Origin of the sequence: Phyllobacterium endophyticum, assembly GCF_003010935.1 — a bacterium.
Classification (GTDB): Bacteria; Pseudomonadota; Alphaproteobacteria; order Rhizobiales; family Rhizobiaceae; genus Phyllobacterium; species Phyllobacterium endophyticum.
In genome coordinates this window covers 461,301-481,813 of record NZ_PGGN01000004.1, presented here as the reverse complement: position 1 = coordinate 481,813, position 20,513 = coordinate 461,301, and the positions used below count along the sequence as shown (strand labels likewise).

Sequence of the window (20,513 nt, the reverse complement as noted above, 5' to 3'; positions counted from 1 at the left end):
GACACACGGCAATGTCTTCAATAGTTCGATCGACCTCACTGTGGTCATGTTCCGGATGAGCAATGCGCTAAACCCGCCATATGCGTTGTGCCTGCCCCGAATGACTGCTTTCTCATCGAGAAACTCCGCCGGCTCGAAATGCAGCTCATGTTGAACAGGATTGGCGTTGAATGTTTATGTTGCGGCGCACATATAGTGGCGATGACATTAATCCCGTTACACCGTCTTTTGCTATCTGTCGCTCCTTGTCTAAAGCCTTTGAGGCGAGGAGAGTGGCATGAATACAAGTAGCGCGCTCCTTCTGGTCAATCCGAACTCAAGGCGAGGCAAGGAAAGTCTCCCGGTTGTTCGCCAACATCTATCACGAGCGGGTGTCGCCTATCTTGAACTGCCACCCGAAAGCGCAGAACTTCCTTCCAACGCAATAGCCCGTCTCGCCGGTCGTGTGAACAGTGTTATCGTTGGTGGGGGGGACGGCAGCTTGAACTCAGCTGCGAAAGGGCTGCTCGATACAGGGCTTCCACTCGGTGTTCTTCCGCTGGGGACTGCAAACGATTTTGCACGAACCATCGGTCTTCCCTTAGACCTCGCGACTGCCGTAGACGTCATTGCCAAAGGCAAAACGGCAACCATCGATCTTGGCGAAGCGAACGGTCACCCCTTTTTCAATGTCGCCAGTATTGGCTTCAGCGCCGATCTGGCAATGTCGCTTACCGATAAAGCCAAAAAGCGATGGGGCAAGCTTGGATATGCGCTGGTGGCTGCCAAGCTCCTCGCAAGCTCTCGACTTTTTACCGCAACATTGGATCATGACGGAAAAATCGAGGAACTGCGGACGTTACAGGTAGCAGTTGGTAACGGCCGTTTCTATGGCGGGGGAATGACTGTTCAAGCGGATGCCACTGCGACCGACGGAATGCTCGACTTCTACAGCTTGGAAGTCGACCATTGGGGGAAGCTTCTTAGGCTCCTTCCGAGTTTGCGCAAAGGGACCCATGGTGAATGGGACGACGTCCGAGCTTTTTCCACCAAGGATCTTACAATCCACACAAGCAAACCACGTGCTGTGAACCTGGATGGCGAATTGAAGACCGAGACCCCGGTAAGATTTAGGATTCGTGAGAACGCCGTTCCAGTTTTCGTGCCCTGAATTCGGTAGGGTCGGCGGGGAAGTCATAATGTCTAACTCCTCCCACTGCAGCAGCTCCGCGACCAACATACCGCTGAGAGATAATTCCATGAATGTCAGGATGCGCTCATGATGGTGTTCGCTCACGTGTAAGATTCGATCTGGCAGCGGTTTCCGGCGCCTTGGCACGGGCGAGGTCTTGCAGGAAGCGGTCCATGAGGGGTGAGGTTCCGAAGCGCCGGTAGTCGCGTTCGGCTGCCAGCGAAAACTTAGGATTGCTCTGCACCAATCGCGCCATCGCGACTTGCGCTTGCGCCACCTCGCCCCGACCGGCCAACAATGCGGTGCGGATGAGGAGGCAGTTCACCTCCTGTGGCGCACGTAACAGGCACTCCCTGATGACGTTGTCGGCCTCATCAAGGCGACCAGCGGCATAAAGCGCCTGACCGTGAACGTAAGTGTAGTAGTCCGGTGCAATAGGATGCAGGCGCCGCGCCCGCTCGGCATGACTGACAGCGTCGCGATAGTCTCCGAACCGGACTTGAGCCTTTGCGAGCGCCATCAAACTGTCGGGATCGTTGGGATTCAACTCCACCGCCCGACGCGCAGCCTGCATGGCGCCGGAATAATCACCGCTGGCCGAGAGACCGAAGCTCAATACCTGGTAGCCGATAGCCAGATTAGGATCGAGACGGATTGCTTGCCGCGCCTCGCTCAATCCCATTTCTACGTCGGCCATCGTGGCACGACCGCTGACGGTTTGCATCATATCCACAATGTAAGTCATCGCGAGATTAGCTCGCGCCACCGCGTATCCTGGATCCAACTCTAGCGCACGGTGGTAAAGCAGCCGTGCGGCAAGAAGCGCTTCGGCATCTTTCGCCCCATGTTTGTATCGGTTTCGTGCCTGGAGAACGAGATCATAGGCTTGCAGATTTTGCGGAGGCCGCTGGGCAGCTTCAGCAACTTCGGATTCGCGAACATACGAGACGAGGTGCGAGACGATCTCGCTAGTGAGTTCGGTCTGGACTGCAAAGACATCAGCAACATCGCGATCATAACTGCGGGACCAAAGATGGGCCCCACTGCGGGTATCGATCAACTGTGCCACGACCCGAAGCTGGTCGCCCACTCGCCGCGCGCTACCTTCTACGACGTAGCCAGCACCCAACTTTTGCCCCACTTCGCGAATATCGGTCGCTTGGCCGCGTAACGCAAATGTGGAATTGCGAGCGATCACCTGGAGTTCGGGAGTTCGTGCCAATTCCGTTATGACATCCTCCGTAAGCCCATCGGCAAAATAGTTCTGCTCGGCATCACCGCTCAAATTGTCGAACGGGAGCACAGCAACCGATGGACGCCCATCCACGCTTGTCGTACCGGAAAGCCATGCGACCTTATCGGCGATGGCGCCTGTCATCCCCACAAATCCAGGCGCTTGGATCGCCGCCATCACGAGCAAAAGAGCGGCCGTTCCAAGCGCGTAGGGCATCAGCCTCCGCAGCAGATGCCGCACGCGCGGGGACCGGCTCAATGCTAGAGCCTCGTTGCCAGATAACTTAACTGTATAAACTTCAAGTTCCTGAGGAATGTTTTTGACGTGCCGGCGTCCGATTTTGCAAAAATGCTCACTACGGCTTCGGTCCGCGCTTCGCACGACCGCCTCACTCACAAAAATACTTCCGGGCTCCGCAATGGTTTCCAGCCGCGATGCGACGTTGACGCCATCGCCAAACACGTCGCCATTGTCTTCGATCACGTCTCCAAGATTTATACCCAGACGCAGACGGAAACGTCTCTTGGCAAAGCCGGACTGAATACCAATGGCGGCATCAAGGGCTTCGTTCACACTTGGAAATGCTGCGAGAAACCCATCTCCCGTACTCTTGAAAATCCGCCCACCGTGACGCTCGACCGATGGTTTGATTACGTCCTCGAGGACTGAGCACAGTTCCGCATAGGTCGCTGCCTCATCCTCGGCCATGAGGCGGCTATACCCAGCAATGTCGCCGGCTATGATTGCAGCGAGCTTCCGTTCCACGTTCGACCCTCATACTCCGCGCCCAAGGATACTACTTAACGGCAACTTCAGCTACTCACAGTTCGGTGCGTAGGAATTCTCTTCCCGCCCTCCTAGTTTACACAGGGTGCGAAAGCTGCGCTGCTTGACTGGTTCGTTCGGCTGATCTTCTTTCACGATCCCGGCCCAATCGGGTACGACTAACGCATGCGGTGTTGGCCATCGAAAGGCCCTCCCACTAGTGGGAGGGCCAGATGCAGGAACGGCCCCCGTCGCCCCTACGTTATTCGATCGCCGGAAGGCGCGCTAAACCATTTCGTCAAACATGGCGGCGTTGATCTTGTAAATTGCTTCTGTCCGGTTCGTTGCCCGAAGCTTTTTGAGTATATGACCTACGTGAACTTTCACCGTATTCGGAGCGAGGTTGAGAGCATATGCAATCGTCTTGTTTGCCTTCCCCTGTCGCAGGGCCTCGATAACGTCTTGTTCGCGTGGTGTGAACATCAGCTTTCGCTTGGGCTGGCGGCGCCTGGTTCCCAGCAAACGTTGCATATCTTGCAGGCTTTCAGCGGCGATGAAAACGCCTCCGGAGAGAGCCATCGATATAGCTTCCATACACACGGACAATCCGGCATTGGCAGGCAGGCAACCACATGCACCTTGCTCAAGAAAACTCTGGACTTGTTGAAGCCCGCATCCTTCTGCTCTAATTAGTACCGGGACTTCGGGAAATCTTTGGACCAAAGCTTCGATATCGCAAGAAATCAAATTGTCTCCCGAACTGATCTCGTCGGTGCAGACAAGAATGACTGAAAGCTCCGCCGCCTCGCGCGGTTCAATCTCTTCTATCGAACCGTATGTGCACGTGCGCAGCCCTAGCCGGTGCGATAGAAGCCCCCATTGAAGGTTCTGTCGAGCAAGGATTCGCCCATCGATGATGGCAAGGCGTCGCTGTGGACGAAGCTCGGTTGATGCAATACCGAACTCTGAGCGGCCCCTTCCAGCACCTCCATTGATAACGGCGTTTGCTATTCGTTCGTATACAGTTCCCGACATTTCCTTACTCCCAAAAAGCCTAATGAGTTGGCTCACATATTTAGCTGCACCAAGTTTGGCTGTTGCCGTTTCGGGCGCGGCCGATTCTCGCCGAGCGTTCTATCAAGAGCTGCATTGCGGGATAGGAGAGTTTGATTACTCCTCCGCTGCTTCGAAGTGCGCCGATGTCTGTCAGGCGTTTGACCGTTTGGCCGTCTATTCGCCGGATTGTTTCGCCCCGCGACAGGCGGTTCAGTGCATTCCATTCATCTATGGAGAGTTCACTCATTCGAACCATGTCCCTCGAGCTCCGATCGCAAGTTGTTAAGTGATGCCTGTGCGCTCATCGAAAATTGCGCGAGCTGCCGCGCTGCTTAGGATATCGCTGCACCAAGCTGTTCATGATTGGACACGGCACAAAAGTTGGCTTGAGCAATGGAGCCAGAATCAAGGCGTGGATGACCCCGATCTCCTTCCCCATAAACGCCTTGAAGCCCTTGCAATCAAAGCGCCAGTTGGCTGGTGAAATCGGCTGGTTGATCAGGTTTGCAAATGCTGTGAGACCTTGTGACATCGTTTCCTCCTAAATCCACTGAGTTCCATGAACGTTCTATTCCAGTCTCGTTCTCAGGTACGGGACCATTGTTGGGATACTAAGGTAGAGGCGTCTCCCGATCGCTTTGCGGTCGTCAGAGCAGCGTCAAAAGTGAGGAAAACGTAAAAAGGACCCGCGAGCGGTTGGGCCTCAGGCTCGCGTCTTCATTTGCGAGCGAGGTTATCCCGCCAACTCTGTACATAGATATCAAACGTGCCACTCAAAGGGGCTACATCCTGCGTGGTGATGTTAAGTGGATACTGAGCTCCGGCAAGCAAGGCCGCGCCGAGGCTGGTTCCTGTTGTGCCGGGAAGAGCAATGACCTCGCGACCGGTCAGAGACCGCAACGCGGACAGGTAGGTTCTGTTGCGGGAAAACGGCCCTTCAACGATCGTCGTGCCGGATGCACCGATCAACTCAAGGCAGGTATCTGTCATCAACGCCGTATAAAGCGAGGCAGCAGCATTGAGGTCGGTGGCTGACCTCGATCCATCATTCAGACAGATAGATTGCAACGTAGGGTACGGCCCGGACCCCTGTACGACACTCGGCAGTATCATAAACTGATTTCGGATCACCCGGTTCAGCGTATCAGCATCCGGTTCGAGAGCACTGCCGCCGGTCAAGAGATCGAATTCGCGTCCGCCCATGAACCGTGCCGATGGCACCGCCTTCCCATAGGCATCGACATTGGCAAGCGTATCCCGTGCCGGGTCGAGCTGATCCAACCTTCCGCCGACCGCAAAAGACACCACCCAGGTTCCGGTCGATACGACGGAGAAGGGCGATGTACGGCTGATCAGATGCGGCAGCAGCGACGCGTTGGAGTCATGGATGCCGCAATGAACCGGAATTGCCTTCACCACACCGATCTGGCTGGCGAGCGGCTCACGAAGATCACCGATACGGTCGAACGCAGAGCGTATCGGCGCCATCAAAGGACGAAGCTCAAGCGTATCGACAAGACTGGAATATTTACCCTCTTGCGGGTTCCATAGATCCGTATGGCAACCAAGGGAGGTAACTTCGTTCGCGGCAACGCCGGTCAGGCGCCAAACCCAGTATTGTGCGTAGGTGACGATGGTCTTGGCTGCGGAAAATTCAGCCGGAAACTGCGTCTTCTGGTAATGGATTTGCGCACCGACATTGAGGCCCCCGGAGAGAAGCGGCGAGCGGGTCTCCGCGAAATCCGGCCGCAAGGCAGCATAGGCTGCGCGCACCTCGCCAGGATAGACATGCTCGTAGTCGATGACCGGCATCGCCAGATCATTGTCGCCCAGCAATGCGGCTGCCGCGCCATGTGCGGTGACAGAAATTGCATCGAAGCCCGGCGATTGGGCAAAGATTGTCAGTGTATCGACAAAAAAAGCCCACAGCGCCTCAATGTCATAATGCGGATACAGCCCGTTCTGGATAACACGGTTCGCCATACTGCGCGCGGCAATCTCGGCACCAGTCATCGCATCGACGACAACGACCTTGGCGTTGGTCTTACCGACATCGATGACGGCTATCCGGCGATTATCGCTCATAGCAGATGGAAGAGCATTTCGAGATCTGTCTGGACTGGAGAATTGTCTGGATTGGTGGCCATGATATCTGCCATATAGGCCCACCATATCTTCATGAGCGGATGATCGGGCAGAGTTTGCATCGTGTGACCAACGGGTCGGGTCAACACGCCAAAAAGCGTATTGGTGACACGGTCCAAATGAATTGAATAATCGCTTACGCCATGCTGTTGTAGGAGATCCACGAGTTCCGGCCAGATTTCGTTGTGACGGCGCCTGTATTCGGCTTCCATCCCGGGATTGAGTGTCATCGTGAAAGCATATTTTTCCATCGCGCTCATGCGGACTTCCTGTGACGGAACTGACGAATGACGACCGGCAGTGTAATGGTGACGATCAAAAGCAGGCCGATGAAGATCGACATGACAATACCGGGAACGTTCAGGAGGCCCAGTCCGAAGGTAACGAGCCCCATGACGAAGGCAGCAATAACCACGCCGCCGATGGTTCCGGCACCGCCAAGGATCGACACACCGCCAAGGACGACCATGGTGACGATCTCGAGCTCCCAGCCCTGTGCGATCGACGGCCGGGTGGACCCGAGGCGCGAGGTGAGGCAGACGGCCGCGATGCCGGACATCAGGCCGGTCAGGAGAAACAGCGTGAATTTGATGCGTTCGACACGAATACCGGAGAAGCGTGCGGCAAATTCATTATTGCCGATGGCATAGATCCGGCGGCCAAAATTTGTCGCATGCAGCAGGATCGCGAAGACGATCGACAGCACGGCGAAGAGCACGAACTCGAAGGAAAACACCCAGAAGACATAGCCTTGGCCGAAATAGGCAAAGGAAGCCGGATAGCCCCCATAGGCCTTGTCGCCAAGGACGATATAAGCGATGCCGCGAAACAGGCTCATCGTGCCGATCGTGACGACGATGGAAGGCAGACGAAGTCCTGCAACGAGGATGCCGTTTGCCACGCCGCAACCGACACCAACGCCGATCCCGATAGCAACGAGGCCAGGCGTACCGATGCCCACCTGCGCTGCTGCGCCCATGGCGGTGGATGCCAGCGCTATGATCGCCGCGACCGAGAGATCGATCTCCCCGGAGATGATCAGCAGCGCCATGGCAAACGCTACCATGGCCTTTTCAGTAAAATTGAACGTGGCGTCGGAAAGATTCCACGCATTCAGGAAATAGGGCGAGGCGAGGGAATTGGCGATGAAGATCAGCACGGCGACGGCAAAAAGGAGTGCTTCCCAACTCCCAAACAGACGCGTTGCCGATGTGCCAAGCCGGTCCGGGATAAACCGCTTTTCAGGTATCGCGCTCATGCTGCCACCTCGATCTGTTCCGATGCGCCGCGATCACGCAGGATGATACGGCCGCGCCGCCGTTCCTGACGGGCATTGAAGATCACCGCGGTAATGATCACTGAGCCTGATATCGCCATCTGTGCAAAGGGCGAGATGTTGATAACTGGCAGCGCATTCTTGATGACGCCAAGAAACAGCGCACCGAGGACGGCGCCGGCGACCGAACCAATGCCGCCAAGCGTCGAGATACCGCCAATGACACAGGCGGCAACGGTATCGAGCTCGAAGCCTGCTGCGATATCAACATAGCCGACCGCGTAGCGCGACACCCAGAGATAGCCGCAGAGACCCGCGAGGGTTCCGGAGATGACGAACGCGAAAAAGCGGGTGCGCCCGACATCGATGCCGGCATAGACCGCCGCTGTCGGGTTGCCGCCAGAGGCATAGATCGCCCGGCCAAGAAACGTGCGCGACATGACGAGATACATTACGGCAACAATCACGATGGCCGTCCAGCCAAGGATGGGCAGGCCAAGGAAGAGCTGGCGCGGCGTCTGCAGGAAGGGCGCTGTCATCTGGTGCGCATTCACCCAGGCTCCCCCAGAGAGAACGAACGCCATGCCTCGATATATGGTGAGTGTTCCGAGCGTGACGACAATGGAAGGAATATTGAGCTTCCACACGAACATTCCGTTGATTGCGCCGAGAACGCCACCGATGCCGAGAGCGACAACGAGGATGAGCATGAGTGGCAGTTCCGGCTGGGCGGCATTCAACATACCAACCGCCATGCCGGTAAACGCCACATTGGCTGCGACGGAAAGATCGATGGATTTCGTCAGGATCACCGTCATCTGTCCAAGTGCAAGAATGATCAGGATCGACGTGTCATTGAAGATATTCGCAAGGTTGCCCGGCGTGGCAAAGCCCTGCGAACGGGTTGAAAACACGGCAAGCAGAATGGCGATGATGATCACCAGCAGCATCTCGCGAAATTTGAACAATTGCCTGATCATTTATAACCTTTACGCATTGCCTGTAGCGGCGCGGACCAGAGTTTCAGCATTCAGGTGCGAACGCTCGAAGATACCGGCCGACAATCCTTCACGCATGACCAGCACCCGATCCGACATGCCGAGAATCTCCGGCAACTCCGACGAGACCATGATGATGCTGAGGCCTTCGCTGGCGAGTTCACTGATGAAGGCGTGGACCGCAGCCTTTGACCCGATATCGATGCCCTTGGTCGGTTCATCGAGAATGAGAATTTTCGGCTGCGTCGCCAGCCATTTGCCGATGACGACCTTTTGTTGATTGCCCCCGGACAAGGTACCCACGGGCACGGAAAGTGCGGCAGCGCGCAAGTCGAAACGCTCCGCATACTTCCGTGCGAGGGCAAACTCCTCCGCCGCGCGCAATAAACCCAAGCGAGAAGTTCGTGTCAGTGAGGGCAGCGAAATGTTCTGGTAGATCGGGAGCTGCAATACCGCGCCATGGCGGCCACGTTCCTCAGGCACGTAGACTATACCGGCTTTGATGGCATCGCTTGGGGAGTGGATTGCGATCTCCCTGCCGTCGAGTTTCAGGCTGCCTCCAGAGGGCCTTGTGACGCCAAAGAGAGACTGGCAAATTTCGGAGCGGCCCGCGCCGACCAGACCGTAGATCCCGAAAATCTCGCCCTTTCTGAGGGCAAAGTTGATGTCGCGAAACTCGGTCGGATGTGTGTAGTTTTCAACCGAAAGCACCGTCTCGCCGAGAGGAATGTCCACTTTTGGGAAGGCATGTTCGATGGAACGGCCGACCATGAGCTTGACGATCTCATCCTGTCCAACACCTGCAAGTGCGCCGCTGCCAACCGCCTTGCCATCGCGGAAGACCGCATAATGATCGGCTATCTCGTAGACCTCATCGAATTTGTGACTGATAAACAGGATGGCCTTGCCCTGGGCTTTCAGGCGTTTGACGATCTGGAATAAATCGTCGACTTCCTTGCGTGAGAGAGCGGCGGTGGGCTCATCCATGATGACAATCCGCGCATCGACGGACAGTGCCCGGGCAATGGCCACAAGATGGCGCTGCGCAATCGAGAGATCCTTCAGACGGACACGCGGATCTATATTGCTCTCAAGTGAATGGAGCAAGGCCAGCGCCCGCGCGTTGACAGCTTTCCAGTTGACCAAGCCTAGCCTGGTTTTCGGTGCATGCCCGAGAAAGATATTCTCGGCGACCGACAATTCGTCAAAAAGCACAGTCTCCTGATGGATCGCGGTGACACCGAAATCCATTGCGTCCTGCGCATTTGCAAAGGCTACCGGCTTGCCATCGACCTGAATTTCGCCCTCCTCGGATGCGTAAATGCCGGTGAGGATTTTGACGAGCGTCGACTTTCCCGCACCATTCTCGCCGATCAGCGCCGTCACTTTGCCGGGGAACAACGAGATGTTGACATCGTTCAACGCCTTCACGCCAGGGAACGACTTCGAGATGCCACGCATCTCGAGAAGAGGCGTCTCTGACATTGGCTCGGGCGAGGTAATCTTGTTCATCAAATATACCGGAAGGGAAAAAATGCCCGGCAGAAAATCTGCCGGGCTGGCCACGAGACGTGCGGATTAGAACATCTTGGAGAACTGATCGATATTTTTGGCGTCATATACGAAGGGATCGGCCATGGCGGCTTCGCCATTGTCGCCGACCTTGATCTTGCCCATGCGTCCGGCTGCAATTTCGCTGCCGGGAGCACCGTCCGTCTCACCCTTGACCAGGCGATAGGCGATCTGGGTTGCCGAATAGCCGAGATCGATCGGGTTCCAGATAGCGAATTCCTTGGTCGCACCCGACTTGATCGCGCCGGCCATTTCAGAAGGAAGACCAAGACCAGTTACATAGACGTCGCCGATCTTCTTGGCATCGGCCACGGCTTGCGACGCGGCAAGGACGCCGACAGTCGTCGGCGCGACGATGACCTTCACATTCGGCTGCGAGGTCAGCAAGCCCTGTGCTTCGCGGTAACTCTTGTCGGAAAGGTCGTCACCATAGACGGTCGTCACGAGATTGAGGCCCGGGAAATTCGGCAGTTGCTTCTTCATTTCCTCGATCCAGGTATTTTGGTTGGTCGAGGTAGTCGTAGCGGAAAGAATGGCGAAATCACCCTTGCCGTCCTTCAGATGATCGGCGGCAAGCTGCAGGCACATCTTGCCGATCAGTTCGTTGGATGATGGATTGAGGTGCATGATGCGGCCATCCTTGGCGACGGCGGAATCCCACGAAATGACCTTGATCCCGCGCGCCATGGCCTTCTTCAGCGCCGGAATGACAGCGTCGGGGTCATTAGCGGAAATCGCGATTGCATTGACGTTCTGCGCGATCAGAGCGTTGATCACCTCGATCTGGCCCTCTGCCGTCGTCGATGTCGGGCCGGTATAGATGACCTCAACGTCCCCGAGCTCTTTCGCAGCCTCCTGCGCACCCTTGTTGGCCGCTTCGAAGAAGCCGTTGCCAAGCGATTTGACGACGAGGCCGATCTTGACGGTATCGGCATGCGCCTGCGATGCGAGCATGGCAAAGGCGAATGCCGATCCCAAAGCGAGTTGCTTCAAAAGTTTCATTGTCTGTCCTCCCAGAGATTGAGCTATATTGTTGGTCTTCACCGTTTCGATCATGCGACGGAAACGGAATTCCTTGATTTTTCCTGACTTACGCTTGCGATGATGAGTTTAACGCCTGCATTCTCGACCATTTTTCGGTCCGCATCCAAAATGCCGTCATCGGTGATGATGGTAGCAACGCGCTGCAACGGACAGAGGATGAGACTCGAGCGGCGAGCGAACTTGGTCGAATCGACGAGCAGGACAAGCTCATCGGCCTGATTGATCAGTTTCTGCTCGCCTTGAATAATGAGCGCGTCGGATTCCATGACTCCAAACGGGCCAACGCCCTGCGAGCCCATGAACATGCGCTTTCCGTAGAAGTTACGCGTCACATCATTGTCGAAGGGCGAAAGGATGATGCTTTGCTCGCGGTAGATCGCCCCGCCCGGCACAGTGACCGAACTCTTGGAATTCTTCACCAGATGCTCGGCAATCGCGAATGAATTGGTCATCACCTGCAACCGCCGCGACGCAAGGAAATGAACCATCTGGAATGTTGTCGTGCCGCCATTGATGATGATGGCATCGCCTTCTTCGCACAGCGCAACGGCCTCGCGGGCGATGGCGCGCTTTTTGTCGGCGTTTTCCGATTCGGAAACATGAAAGTGCCGTCCGGCGAGGGGCGTCAGTTGCGGTGGATGTACGGCTTCGGCGCCCCCACGCACCCGGCGCAGCTTGCCTTTGACATGGAGCGAGGCAATGTCACGACGGATCGTTGCTTCCGACGCTTCCGTCAGTTCGGCAATGTCCTGAATGGTGATGACCGGCTTTTCCTGAACAGCGCTCAGAATGATGCGGTGGCGCTCACGCTCGTGCATGCTTATCCTCCTCTTGTGATAATCTATGGCGCAAAAACGGCGCTGGTGTCAATCAACTTCAGTCAAATAGTTTCATATTGCACTGCACAATCGTAAGTTTATGATTGAAATTGACCGTTTATGATTGACAACAAAATGCGATCTGCTCCATAGCTAGGTGCAAATAGCAACGGCCGGACGATCTGTCCTGAGCTGGCAATTGACTTTTCGGGAGGCGAGTATGGCAGACAAGGTCCAACTTCTGGATAATCGTTGGAATGATCAAAAGGCCGCTGATCTGGATGAGCCGGGCAAGCTGCTTTACCGCTCCAATCTGCTGGGTGCCGACAAGCGCATTACCAATTACGGTGGTGGCAATACCTCTGCGAAAATCATGGAAACCGATCCGCTGACTGGAAACCCGGTCGAGGTGCTGTGGGTCAAGGGATCGGGCGGCGATGTCGGCACGATCAAGCTCGATGGTTTTGCCACGCTTTATATGGAAAAGCTGGAATCGCTGAAGTCCATCTACAAGGGCGTCGAGGAAGAGGATCGCATGGTCGGCTTCCTGCCGCACTGCACCTTCAACCTCAATAGCCGTGCCGCTTCCATCGATACGCCGCTGCACGGATTGGTGCCGTTTAAACATGTCGATCACATGCATCCGGATGCGATCATCGCCATTGCCGCGTCAAAAAACTCCCGGGAATTGACGCAGGAAATCTTCGGCGACGAGATCGGTTGGCTGCCGTGGCGCCGACCCGGTTTCCAGCTTGGTCTCGATCTTGGCGCCTATGCGGCTAACCATCCAAATTCAAAAGGTGTTGTGCTCGAAAGCCATGGTCTATTCACGTGGGCCAATGATGCCAAGGAATGCTATGAACTGACGCTGGACATCATCAACAAGGCGATTATCTGGTTCGATCGGAAAACAGCGGGAAAACCTGCCTTCGGCGGAGAGGTTGCCAAGAGTCTGAGTGCCTCCGAACGGCGTGCTCTTGCAGCAAAATTGATGCCGGAAATTCGTGGAAGAATCGGCGTGTCGGAGCGCAAGCTCGGTCATTTCGATGATCAACCGGCGGTGCTCGAATTCGTAAACTCAAACAATCTGCGCCCTCTCGCAGCTCTCGGTACCAGCTGCCCGGACCATTTTCTTCGCACGAAAATCCGGCCGCTTGTGCTCGATCTCGATCCGGCCAAACCGGACGCCGAAGCGGTAGCAGCATCGCTCGACAACGCTCTGCAAGCATACCGCGCCGATTACGCCCGCTACTACAATGAATGCAAGCACAACAATTCGCCGGCAATGCGTGATCCAAACCCCGTGATTTTCCTCATTCCCGGCGTCGGCATGCTGTCATTCGCCAAAGACAAGGCGACCGCTCGGATTGCTGGCGAATTCTATGTTAATGCGATCAACGTCATGCGTGGCTCCTCCCTGGTTTCCGAATATCAAGGCCTGCCCGAGCAGGAGGCCTTCGACATCGAGTACTGGCTACTCGAAGAAGCCAAGCTCCAGCGCATGCCGAAATCCAAGTCATTGGCCGGCCGAGTGGCTTTCGTCACCGGCGGCGCCGGCGGCATCGGCCGGGCGACGGCGGAACGGCTTTTGGGCGAGGGCGCCTGTGTGGTGCTTGCCGACATTGATGCTGAAGCACTGAAGACGGCGCATGACGATTTCGCCAAACGCTATACGGCGGACGCCGTGCGCAGCGTTCAGTTGAACGTGACGGATGAGGCGGGGGTGATCGCGAGCTACGCCGAAGCTTCCGTGGAGTTTGGCGGCGTCGACATTCTCGTTTCCAATGCGGGCATCGCATCCTCGGCGCCAATCGAGACGACTGAGCTTTCGATGTGGACGCGCAATATCGACATTCTTGCAACTGGCTACTTTCTGGTCTCACGCGAGGCGTTCCGGCTGTTCCGCAGGCAGAAGATTGGCGGTAACGTTGTCTTCGTTGCATCGAAGAACGGCCTTGCCGCATCGCCCAATGCAAGCGCCTATTGTGCTGCCAAGGCTGCGGAAATCCATCTCGCCCGCTGTCTCGCGCTGGAAGGCGCGGAAGGTGGCATTCGCGTCAATACGGTCAATCCCGATGCGGTGCTGCGGGGTTCGAAAATCTGGAACGGAGAGTGGCGGGAGCAGCGCGCCGCCTCCTCCAATCTGCAGGTTGACGAACTCGAGGAACACTACCGCAAGCGTTCACTGCTGAAGCTTAATGTGCTGCCGGAAGACATCGCCGAAGCGGTATATTTTCTTGCCTCGGATGCATCTGCCAAATCGACTGGCAATATCATCAACGTTGATGCGGGCAACGCGCAGAGCTTTACGCGTTAGTACTGTCCAGTCTCGGGAGAACGTCATGGCTGAGTTACATATTTCCGGTGAACTGATTGCGGCCGAAAACGACCGGCTGCTCGCTGCACACAAGAGCGACTACGAGGCGCTGGGCGCTCATCTCGCGCGACGCAACATCGATATCGATGCAATCACCAACAAGGTTGCGGAATTTTTCGTCGCAATACCGTCCTGGGGTGTTGGCACGGGTGGAACACGGTTTGCGCGCTTTCCCGGCATAGGCGAGCCGCGCGGCATCTTCGATAAGCTCGACGACTGTGCGGTGATCCAGCAATTGACGCGGACAACCCCGAATGTGTCGTTGCATATCCCTTGGGACAAGGCGGATCCGAAACATCTGAAGGCCCATGCCGATGCGCACGGACTTGGTTTCGATGCAATGAATTCGAACACATTCTCCGATGCGCCCGATCAGGCGCACTCCTACAAATATGGATCGCTCAGCCATGTGAATGCGGCGACGCGGACACAGGCAATCGAGCACAACATCGAATGTATCGAGATCGGTGCGGCGATTGGCTCGAAAGCCCTGACTGTGTGGATTGGCGATGGTTCCAATTTTCCGGGGCAGAGCAATTTCGCCAAAGCCTTCGAGCGTTATCTCGGATCGATGACGGAGATATATAAAGCGCTGCCTGATAATTGGCGCATTTTCTCCGAGCACAAAATGTATGAGCCGGCCTTCTATTCCACGGTAGTGCAGGATTGGGGGACAAACTATCTGATCGCGCAGACATTGGGGCCGAAAGCCTATTGCCTTGTCGATCTGGGCCACCATGCGGCGAATACCAATATAGAGATGATCGTTTCGCGGCTGATCCAGTTCAAGAAACTAGGCGGCTTCCATTTCAATGATTCCAAATATGGCGATGACGATCTCGATGCGGGTTCGATCGATCCCTATCGCCTGTTTCTTGTCTTCAATGAACTGGTCGACGCGGAAGATCGCGGCGTAGAGAACTTCCATCCCGCTCACATGATTGATCAGTCGCACAATGTCACGGATCCGATCGAAAGCCTGATCTCAAGCGCCAATGAAATTCGCCGGGCTTACGCTCAGGCTTTGCTGGTGGATCGAAAGGCATTGAGCGCTTACCAGGATGAGAACGATGCTCTGATGGCTTCAGACGCGTTGAAGCGCGCCTATCGCACGGATGTCGAACCGATCCTCGCGGAGGCACGCCGGCGATCAGCCGGAGCGATCGATCCTGTCGCCACTTACCGCAAGAGTGGTTACCGCGAATTGGTCGGCAAGGAACGACCGCTAACTGCCGCTGGCGGCGGCGGGATAATTTAATCGACGTACCTCTGTTAAAACAAAAGGGCGGCGCTTCATCGCGCGGCCCTTTTCTTTTTTGAATTGACAGTCCCGCCGCCATTTGTTCTTATTCTACTATAAAACACTATGATCCATTATAGTGGAATAACAAAGGGAACCGTCATGAAATCACTGAAGCTCGCACTCCTTCTTGGTTCAGCGCTGATTGCTGTTAGCCCCTCCGCTTTCGCTCAGACAAAAGGCGGGGTCATCAACGTCGCCACGATCGGCGAGCCGCCCACGCTCGATGCTATGGCCTCGACGGCGGATCTTGTCGGCATTGTCTCGCAGCATATTTTCGAAACTCTCTACACGTTCGACAAAAGCTGGAACGTCACACCACTTCTCGCTGCCAGTCTTCCCGAAGTTTCGGGCGACGGCAAAGTCTACACCATAAAACTTCGCACCGGCGTCAAGTTCCATGACGGCACGGATATGGATTCGACCGACGTCGTCGCCTCGTTGAAGCGCTGGACGGAAGTTGCCTCGCGCGGCAAGCAGACAGCCTCGATGATCGCTTCGATCGAAGCTGCCGATCCTGTGACTTTGAAAATCTCTCTCAACGCACCTTATGCCCCGCTCGTTTCGCTGCTGGCTTTCAACAATGCCGCCGCGATCATCCTCCCGAGCGAGAAGCAGCAGAACCCGATGACCGATCCGGTTGGTACGGGCCCATATATGCTGAAGGAACGCAAGGCTGACCAATACATCCAGCTGGCGCGTTTCGACGGCTACAAATCACCCGAGGGTGACGAAAATGGCTATGGTGGTGCGCGTCATCAATATCTCGATGAAATCCGCTTTGTTCCTGTGCCGGATGCCAATACACGTGTCGAAGGTGCGGTTTCGGGTCAGTTCGACTACGTCGACAGCCTTCCAGTTGAAGCCTATGATCGGCTGAAGGACCAGAAAACGACTGAAGCCGTTTTGCTCAAGCCATTCGGCTGGCCGGTCTTCGTCATGAACACCAGTACGGGAATCACCAAGAACCAGGATATCAGACTGGCAATTCGAGATTCGCTCAGCATGGAAGACATGATGGCCGCGGCCTTCGGCAGTACCGATTTCTATTCGCTCAATGCGTCTATGTACCCCGACGGATATAGCTGGAAGACGGATGCGGGCACCGAAAACGCTTATAATGTCGCCGATCCGGAAAAGGCTGCCGAGCTGATGAAGAAGGCCGGCTACAATGGCGAACCGATTCGCATCCTGACCAGCCGCCAATATGAGTTCCACTACAAGATGGCGCAGGTTGCCGCCGAGTATCTGAAGGCTGCGGGCTTCACGGTGGATATGCAGGTCGTGGACTGGGCAACGCTGACCCAGCGACGCGCCGACCCGAAGCTTTGGGACATTTATATCAGTCACAGCCCCTTCCTGCCGGAACCCGCTTTGATTGGCGCCATGTCGACCAGCGCGCCCGGCAATTGGGATACCCCCGCTCGCAAGACGGCCGTCGATGCCTTCAATTCTGAGGTCGATCCAAAGAAGCGCGTCGCACTTTGGGCCGAAGTACAGAAGGTGATCTATGCTGAAGTCCCGATCATCAAGATCGGTGATTTCAACGCGCTATCGGCAAAATCATCCAAGCTCGAGGGCTTTACGCCGGCGCCGTGGCCTTATTTCTGGAACGTCTCGCTGAAGCAATAGCGCAGAGTGCAACAGTCGCGGGCAGGGACTTTCCACTCCTGCGACCATTCTTCAGTAAAACTGCAAGAGAAAACGATTCGACCATATGCTCCGCTACATACTCCAACGCTTTATCGGCATGATCATCGTGATGTTCCTGGTGGTGACGATAGTTTTCGTCATCGTACGCGTCACGCCGGGTGATCCCGCTGCCGTGATGCTCGGGCCGGAGGCGACTGCGGCGGACATTACGGCGCTCCGTCAGCAACTAGGGCTCGATCAATCCATCCTGCTGCAATATCTCTATTTCATCGGCAATCTGTTCAAGGGCGATCTGGGACAGTCCATCTTTCTCAACCAGCCCGTACTCCAGGCGCTGGCCCAGCGCGCCGAACCGACCTTCTTTCTCACAATCTTCTCACTGTTGATTGCCAGCGTCATCGCCATTCCGATCGGCATCTATGCTGCATACCGGCGCGGGTCATTCTTCGATCAGGCAGCAACAGCGGTAGCGATGCTTGCCGCAAGCATCCCAAGCTTCTGGCTGGGACTCATCTTGATGCAGATATTCGCCGTACGATTTGGGCTGTTTCCGGTATCCGGCTATGGCGGGCCGGGAACATCGTTGATGGAACGACTTGGATACCTGGTGCTACCGGCGTTTGCGCTCGGCATCGTTTCCTCCGCGCTCATCATGCGTTTCACCCGCGCCTCTATGTTGGATGTGCTTGGCGACGACTATATTCGCACAGCACGTGCCAAGGGTGTGGATGAGCGCCGGGTCGTCCTAAAACATGCCTTCAAAAACGCGCTGATTCCGATCCTCACCGTGCTGGGTTTGACAGCTGCCGTGCTGATCTCGGGTGCTGTTGTCACAGAAACTGTATTTGGTCTTCCCGGTGTCGGCAGTCTCGTCGTGTCGGCGGTGTTGAGGCGGGACTACCCAGTCATCCAAGGCGCTCTGTTGATCATCGCTGCGCTCTACGTCCTCATCAACTTTGCCATTGATATGCTCTACCTCGTCGTCGATCCAAGGGTGCGCTACTGATGGCCGATATTGCAACCAACATCCCGACAAGCGAGCGCTCGAAGTTTTTCCGGATTTTGATACGGCGCAAGACCGTTCTGTTCGGCCTGATCGTTCTCGCCATCTTCGTGCTCCTTGCGGTCTTCGCGCCCCTGATCACACCCTATTCGCCCAGCAAATTGTCCATCGTCAACCGTCTGAAGCCGCCGAGCATGAAGTGGTTCTTCGGCACGGACGAATTCGGCCGCGACGTATTCTCGCGGACGATCTTTTCGGCGCGGTTATCCCTATTGGTCGGTTTCGCCGTGGTCGTGCTTGCATCGCTGATCGGTGTGACCCTCGGTATACTTGCTGGATATTTCCATAAGCTGGATGCGCCGATCACCCGCCTGATAGATGCGATGATGGCCTTCCCGGACATTCTGCTGGCGATAGCGCTCGTTGCAGCGCTCGGGCCGTCATTGACAACGGTTATCGTCGCCCTAAGCATCGTCTACGCACCACGCCTCGCTCGTATCGTTCGCGCCTCGACACTGGTCATCCGGGAACTACCCTATGTCGAAGCCGCCACATCGCTCGGAATTTCAACGTCGCACATCATGACGCGGCATATCCTGCGAAACCTGCTCTCGCCCATTTTGGTACAGGGCACGTTCCTTTTTGCCAATGCCATGCTAGCCGAAGCAGGTCTTTCATTCCTCGGCCTCGGGGTCAGCCCGGAAGTCCCCACGTGGGGCACGATGATCGCCTCAGGCCGTCAGTATATCGGAACGGCCGATTGGATGACGCTATTCCCCGGGATTGCCATCGTGCTTGCCGTACTTTCCCTGCAGATGGTTGGCGACGGTTTCCGCGACCTTCTCGACCCCCGTCTCAGAAAGGATCTCTGATTATGCCTGCCTCTTCTGCAACCGCCAATTCTCCAATCGAAGGGCGCTTGCTGCTGACCAATATCAAACCGGTTTCGTTCGGACCGAATACGCCTTCGTCCGCCATCGATATCCTGATCGACGCTGACGGCAGGATTGCCGAGTTTGGGCCTTCGCTGAATGTCCATGGCGATGTGCGCCGTGTCGACGGCAAGGGCGCATGGATTTCCCCGGGCTGGGTCGATCTGCACACACACATCTGGCATGGCGGCACGGATATTTCGGTGCGCCCGCAACTCTGCGGCGCCGAGCGGGGCGTCACCACCATCGTTGACGCAGGTTCGGCGGGTGAAGCCAACTTCCACGGATTTCGTGAATACATCATTGATCCGGCACGTGAACGTATCAAGGCGTTTCTAAACCTGGGCTCGATCGGGCTCGTAGCCTGCAATCGGGTAAGCGAACTCAGCGACATCAAGTCGATCGACATCGATCGTACTGTTGCCTGCGTTAATGAAAACCGCGATCACATCGTTGGACTGAAGGTGCGTGCCAGCCATGTGATTACCGGCTCCTGGGGAGTGACGCCGGTCAAAGTCGGTAAGAAGCTCGCAAAAATCCTGAAGATCCCGATGATGGTGCATGTTGGCGAACCGCCGGCGCTCTACGACGAGGTGCTGGAAATCCTCGGTCCGGGAGACATCATCACCCATTGCTTCAACGGCAAGGTCGGCAGCAGCATCATCGAGGACGATGATCTGTTTGAACTGGCGGCACGTTGTGCGGGTGAGGGGATACGTCTCGACATCGGACACGGCGGCGCCTCGTTCTCGTTCCGCGTGGCGGAAGTCGCGATCCAGCGCGGACTCCTGCCATTTTCGATCTCGACCGATATTCATCTGCGTAGCTTGAACTTCGCAGTGTGGGACCTAGGCACCACCATGTCCAAGCTGCTGAGCGTAGGCATGCCATTCGACAAGGTGGTGGAAGCAGTGACGATCTCTCCGGCATCGGCGATCAATCTGCCGACGGAGAACCTCCTGTCGGTCGGGACGCGTGCCGATTTCACCATCTTCGAACTCGCCGATTCCGATCTCACAGTCATCGACTCCATGGGTTACGAAGCAAGGCTCGACAAGTTGTTCGAACCACACTGGGCAGTCCTCGGTAATGAGCCAATCGCCGCCAGCCGCTACCAGCCCGTCAAGCCTGAAACATCCGGCGCCATTGCGCCCTATTCATACCGTTGA

General features: G+C 56.1%; 17 protein-coding genes. 7 read left to right on the top strand and 10 right to left on the bottom strand.

What is annotated here, in order from left to right; all coding sequences use genetic code 11:
- Positions 1-277 precede the first annotated feature (277 nt).
- Positions 278-1,150 carry a lipid kinase gene (locus tag CU100_RS20465; protein ID WP_106718430.1) on the top strand — a complete coding sequence of 291 codons (873 nt, stop codon included), beginning with the start codon at positions 278-280 and terminating at the stop codon, positions 1,148-1,150.
- A 106-nt stretch (positions 1,151-1,256) separates the two neighbouring features.
- On the opposite strand, the gene CU100_RS20460 is transcribed toward CU100_RS20465, so the two are convergent.
- The 10 genes from CU100_RS20460 to CU100_RS20410 form a co-directional block, all read right to left on the bottom strand.
- Positions 1,257-3,170, bottom strand: a complete 1,914-nt coding sequence (locus CU100_RS20460; protein WP_106718429.1) for an adenylate/guanylate cyclase domain-containing protein — start codon at positions 3,168-3,170, stop codon at positions 1,257-1,259.
- Between the two features lie 285 nt (positions 3,171-3,455).
- Positions 3,456-4,205 carry a response regulator transcription factor gene (locus CU100_RS20455; protein ID WP_106718428.1) on the bottom strand — a complete coding sequence of 250 codons (750 nt, stop codon included), beginning with the start codon at positions 4,203-4,205 and terminating at the stop codon, positions 3,456-3,458.
- 322 nt (positions 4,206-4,527) lie between these two features.
- Positions 4,528-4,758: a hypothetical protein gene (locus CU100_RS20445; protein WP_106718426.1), complete on the bottom strand. Its 231-nt coding sequence runs from the start codon at positions 4,756-4,758 to the stop codon at positions 4,528-4,530.
- Between the two features lie 185 nt (positions 4,759-4,943).
- Positions 4,944-6,311 (bottom strand): FGGY-family carbohydrate kinase, encoded by a 1,368-nt coding sequence (locus CU100_RS20440; RefSeq protein ID WP_106718425.1) that lies wholly within the window; start codon positions 6,309-6,311, stop codon positions 4,944-4,946.
- On the bottom strand, positions 6,308-6,622 hold the full coding sequence (gene rhaM, locus CU100_RS20435; RefSeq protein ID WP_407070366.1) for an L-rhamnose mutarotase: 315 nt from the start codon (positions 6,620-6,622) through the stop codon (positions 6,308-6,310). Before rhaM ends, CU100_RS20440 begins: the two co-directional genes overlap by 4 nt.
- Before the next feature lie 5 nt (positions 6,623-6,627).
- A complete protein-coding gene (locus CU100_RS20430) occupies positions 6,628-7,629 on the bottom strand; it encodes an ABC transporter permease (RefSeq protein ID WP_106718423.1) in 1,002 nt (333 codons plus the stop codon).
- Positions 7,626-8,627, bottom strand: a complete 1,002-nt coding sequence (locus tag CU100_RS20425; protein ID WP_210280547.1) for an ABC transporter permease — start codon at positions 8,625-8,627, stop codon at positions 7,626-7,628. Before CU100_RS20425 ends, CU100_RS20430 begins: the two co-directional genes overlap by 4 nt.
- A gap of 9 nt (positions 8,628-8,636) precedes the next feature.
- Positions 8,637-10,157 carry a sugar ABC transporter ATP-binding protein gene (locus CU100_RS20420; protein ID WP_106718674.1) on the bottom strand — a complete coding sequence of 507 codons (1,521 nt, stop codon included), beginning with the start codon at positions 10,155-10,157 and terminating at the stop codon, positions 8,637-8,639.
- A 66-nt stretch (positions 10,158-10,223) separates the two neighbouring features.
- A complete protein-coding gene (rhaS, locus tag CU100_RS20415) occupies positions 10,224-11,219 on the bottom strand; it encodes a rhamnose ABC transporter substrate-binding protein (protein ID WP_106718673.1) in 996 nt (331 codons plus the stop codon).
- A 50-nt stretch (positions 11,220-11,269) separates the two neighbouring features.
- The gene (locus tag CU100_RS20410) at positions 11,270-12,079 is read right to left on the bottom strand and encodes a DeoR/GlpR family DNA-binding transcription regulator (protein WP_106718422.1); all 810 of its coding nucleotides are present in this window, start codon (positions 12,077-12,079) and stop codon (positions 11,270-11,272) included.
- A 220-nt stretch (positions 12,080-12,299) separates the two neighbouring features.
- On the opposite strand from CU100_RS20410, the gene CU100_RS20405 reads away from it, so the two are divergent.
- The 6 genes from CU100_RS20405 to CU100_RS20380 all read left to right on the top strand — a co-directional run bounded on the left by CU100_RS20405 (position 12,300) and on the right by CU100_RS20380 (position 20,513).
- Complete coding sequence (locus tag CU100_RS20405) at positions 12,300-14,396, top strand: bifunctional rhamnulose-1-phosphate aldolase/short-chain dehydrogenase (RefSeq protein ID WP_106718421.1); 2,097 nt, start codon at positions 12,300-12,302, stop codon at positions 14,394-14,396.
- 25 nt (positions 14,397-14,421) lie between these two features.
- A complete protein-coding gene (rhaI, locus tag CU100_RS20400; RefSeq protein WP_106718420.1) occupies positions 14,422-15,714 on the top strand; it encodes an L-rhamnose catabolism isomerase in 1,293 nt (430 codons plus the stop codon).
- Positions 15,715-15,858: 144 nt separating this feature from the next.
- On the top strand, positions 15,859-17,388 hold the full coding sequence (locus CU100_RS20395) for an ABC transporter substrate-binding protein (RefSeq protein ID WP_106718419.1): 1,530 nt from the start codon (positions 15,859-15,861) through the stop codon (positions 17,386-17,388).
- Between the two features lie 85 nt (positions 17,389-17,473).
- Entirely contained in the window at positions 17,474-18,415 is a 942-nt protein-coding gene (locus tag CU100_RS20390) for an ABC transporter permease (RefSeq protein WP_170113909.1), read from the top strand.
- Positions 18,415-19,284, top strand: coding sequence for an ABC transporter permease (locus CU100_RS20385; RefSeq protein WP_106718418.1), 870 nt, complete (start codon positions 18,415-18,417; stop codon positions 19,282-19,284). Before CU100_RS20390 ends, CU100_RS20385 begins: the two co-directional genes overlap by 1 nt.
- Positions 19,285-19,286: 2 nt before the next feature.
- Positions 19,287-20,513, top strand: coding sequence for an amidohydrolase/deacetylase family metallohydrolase (locus CU100_RS20380; protein WP_106718417.1), 1,227 nt, complete (start codon positions 19,287-19,289; stop codon positions 20,511-20,513).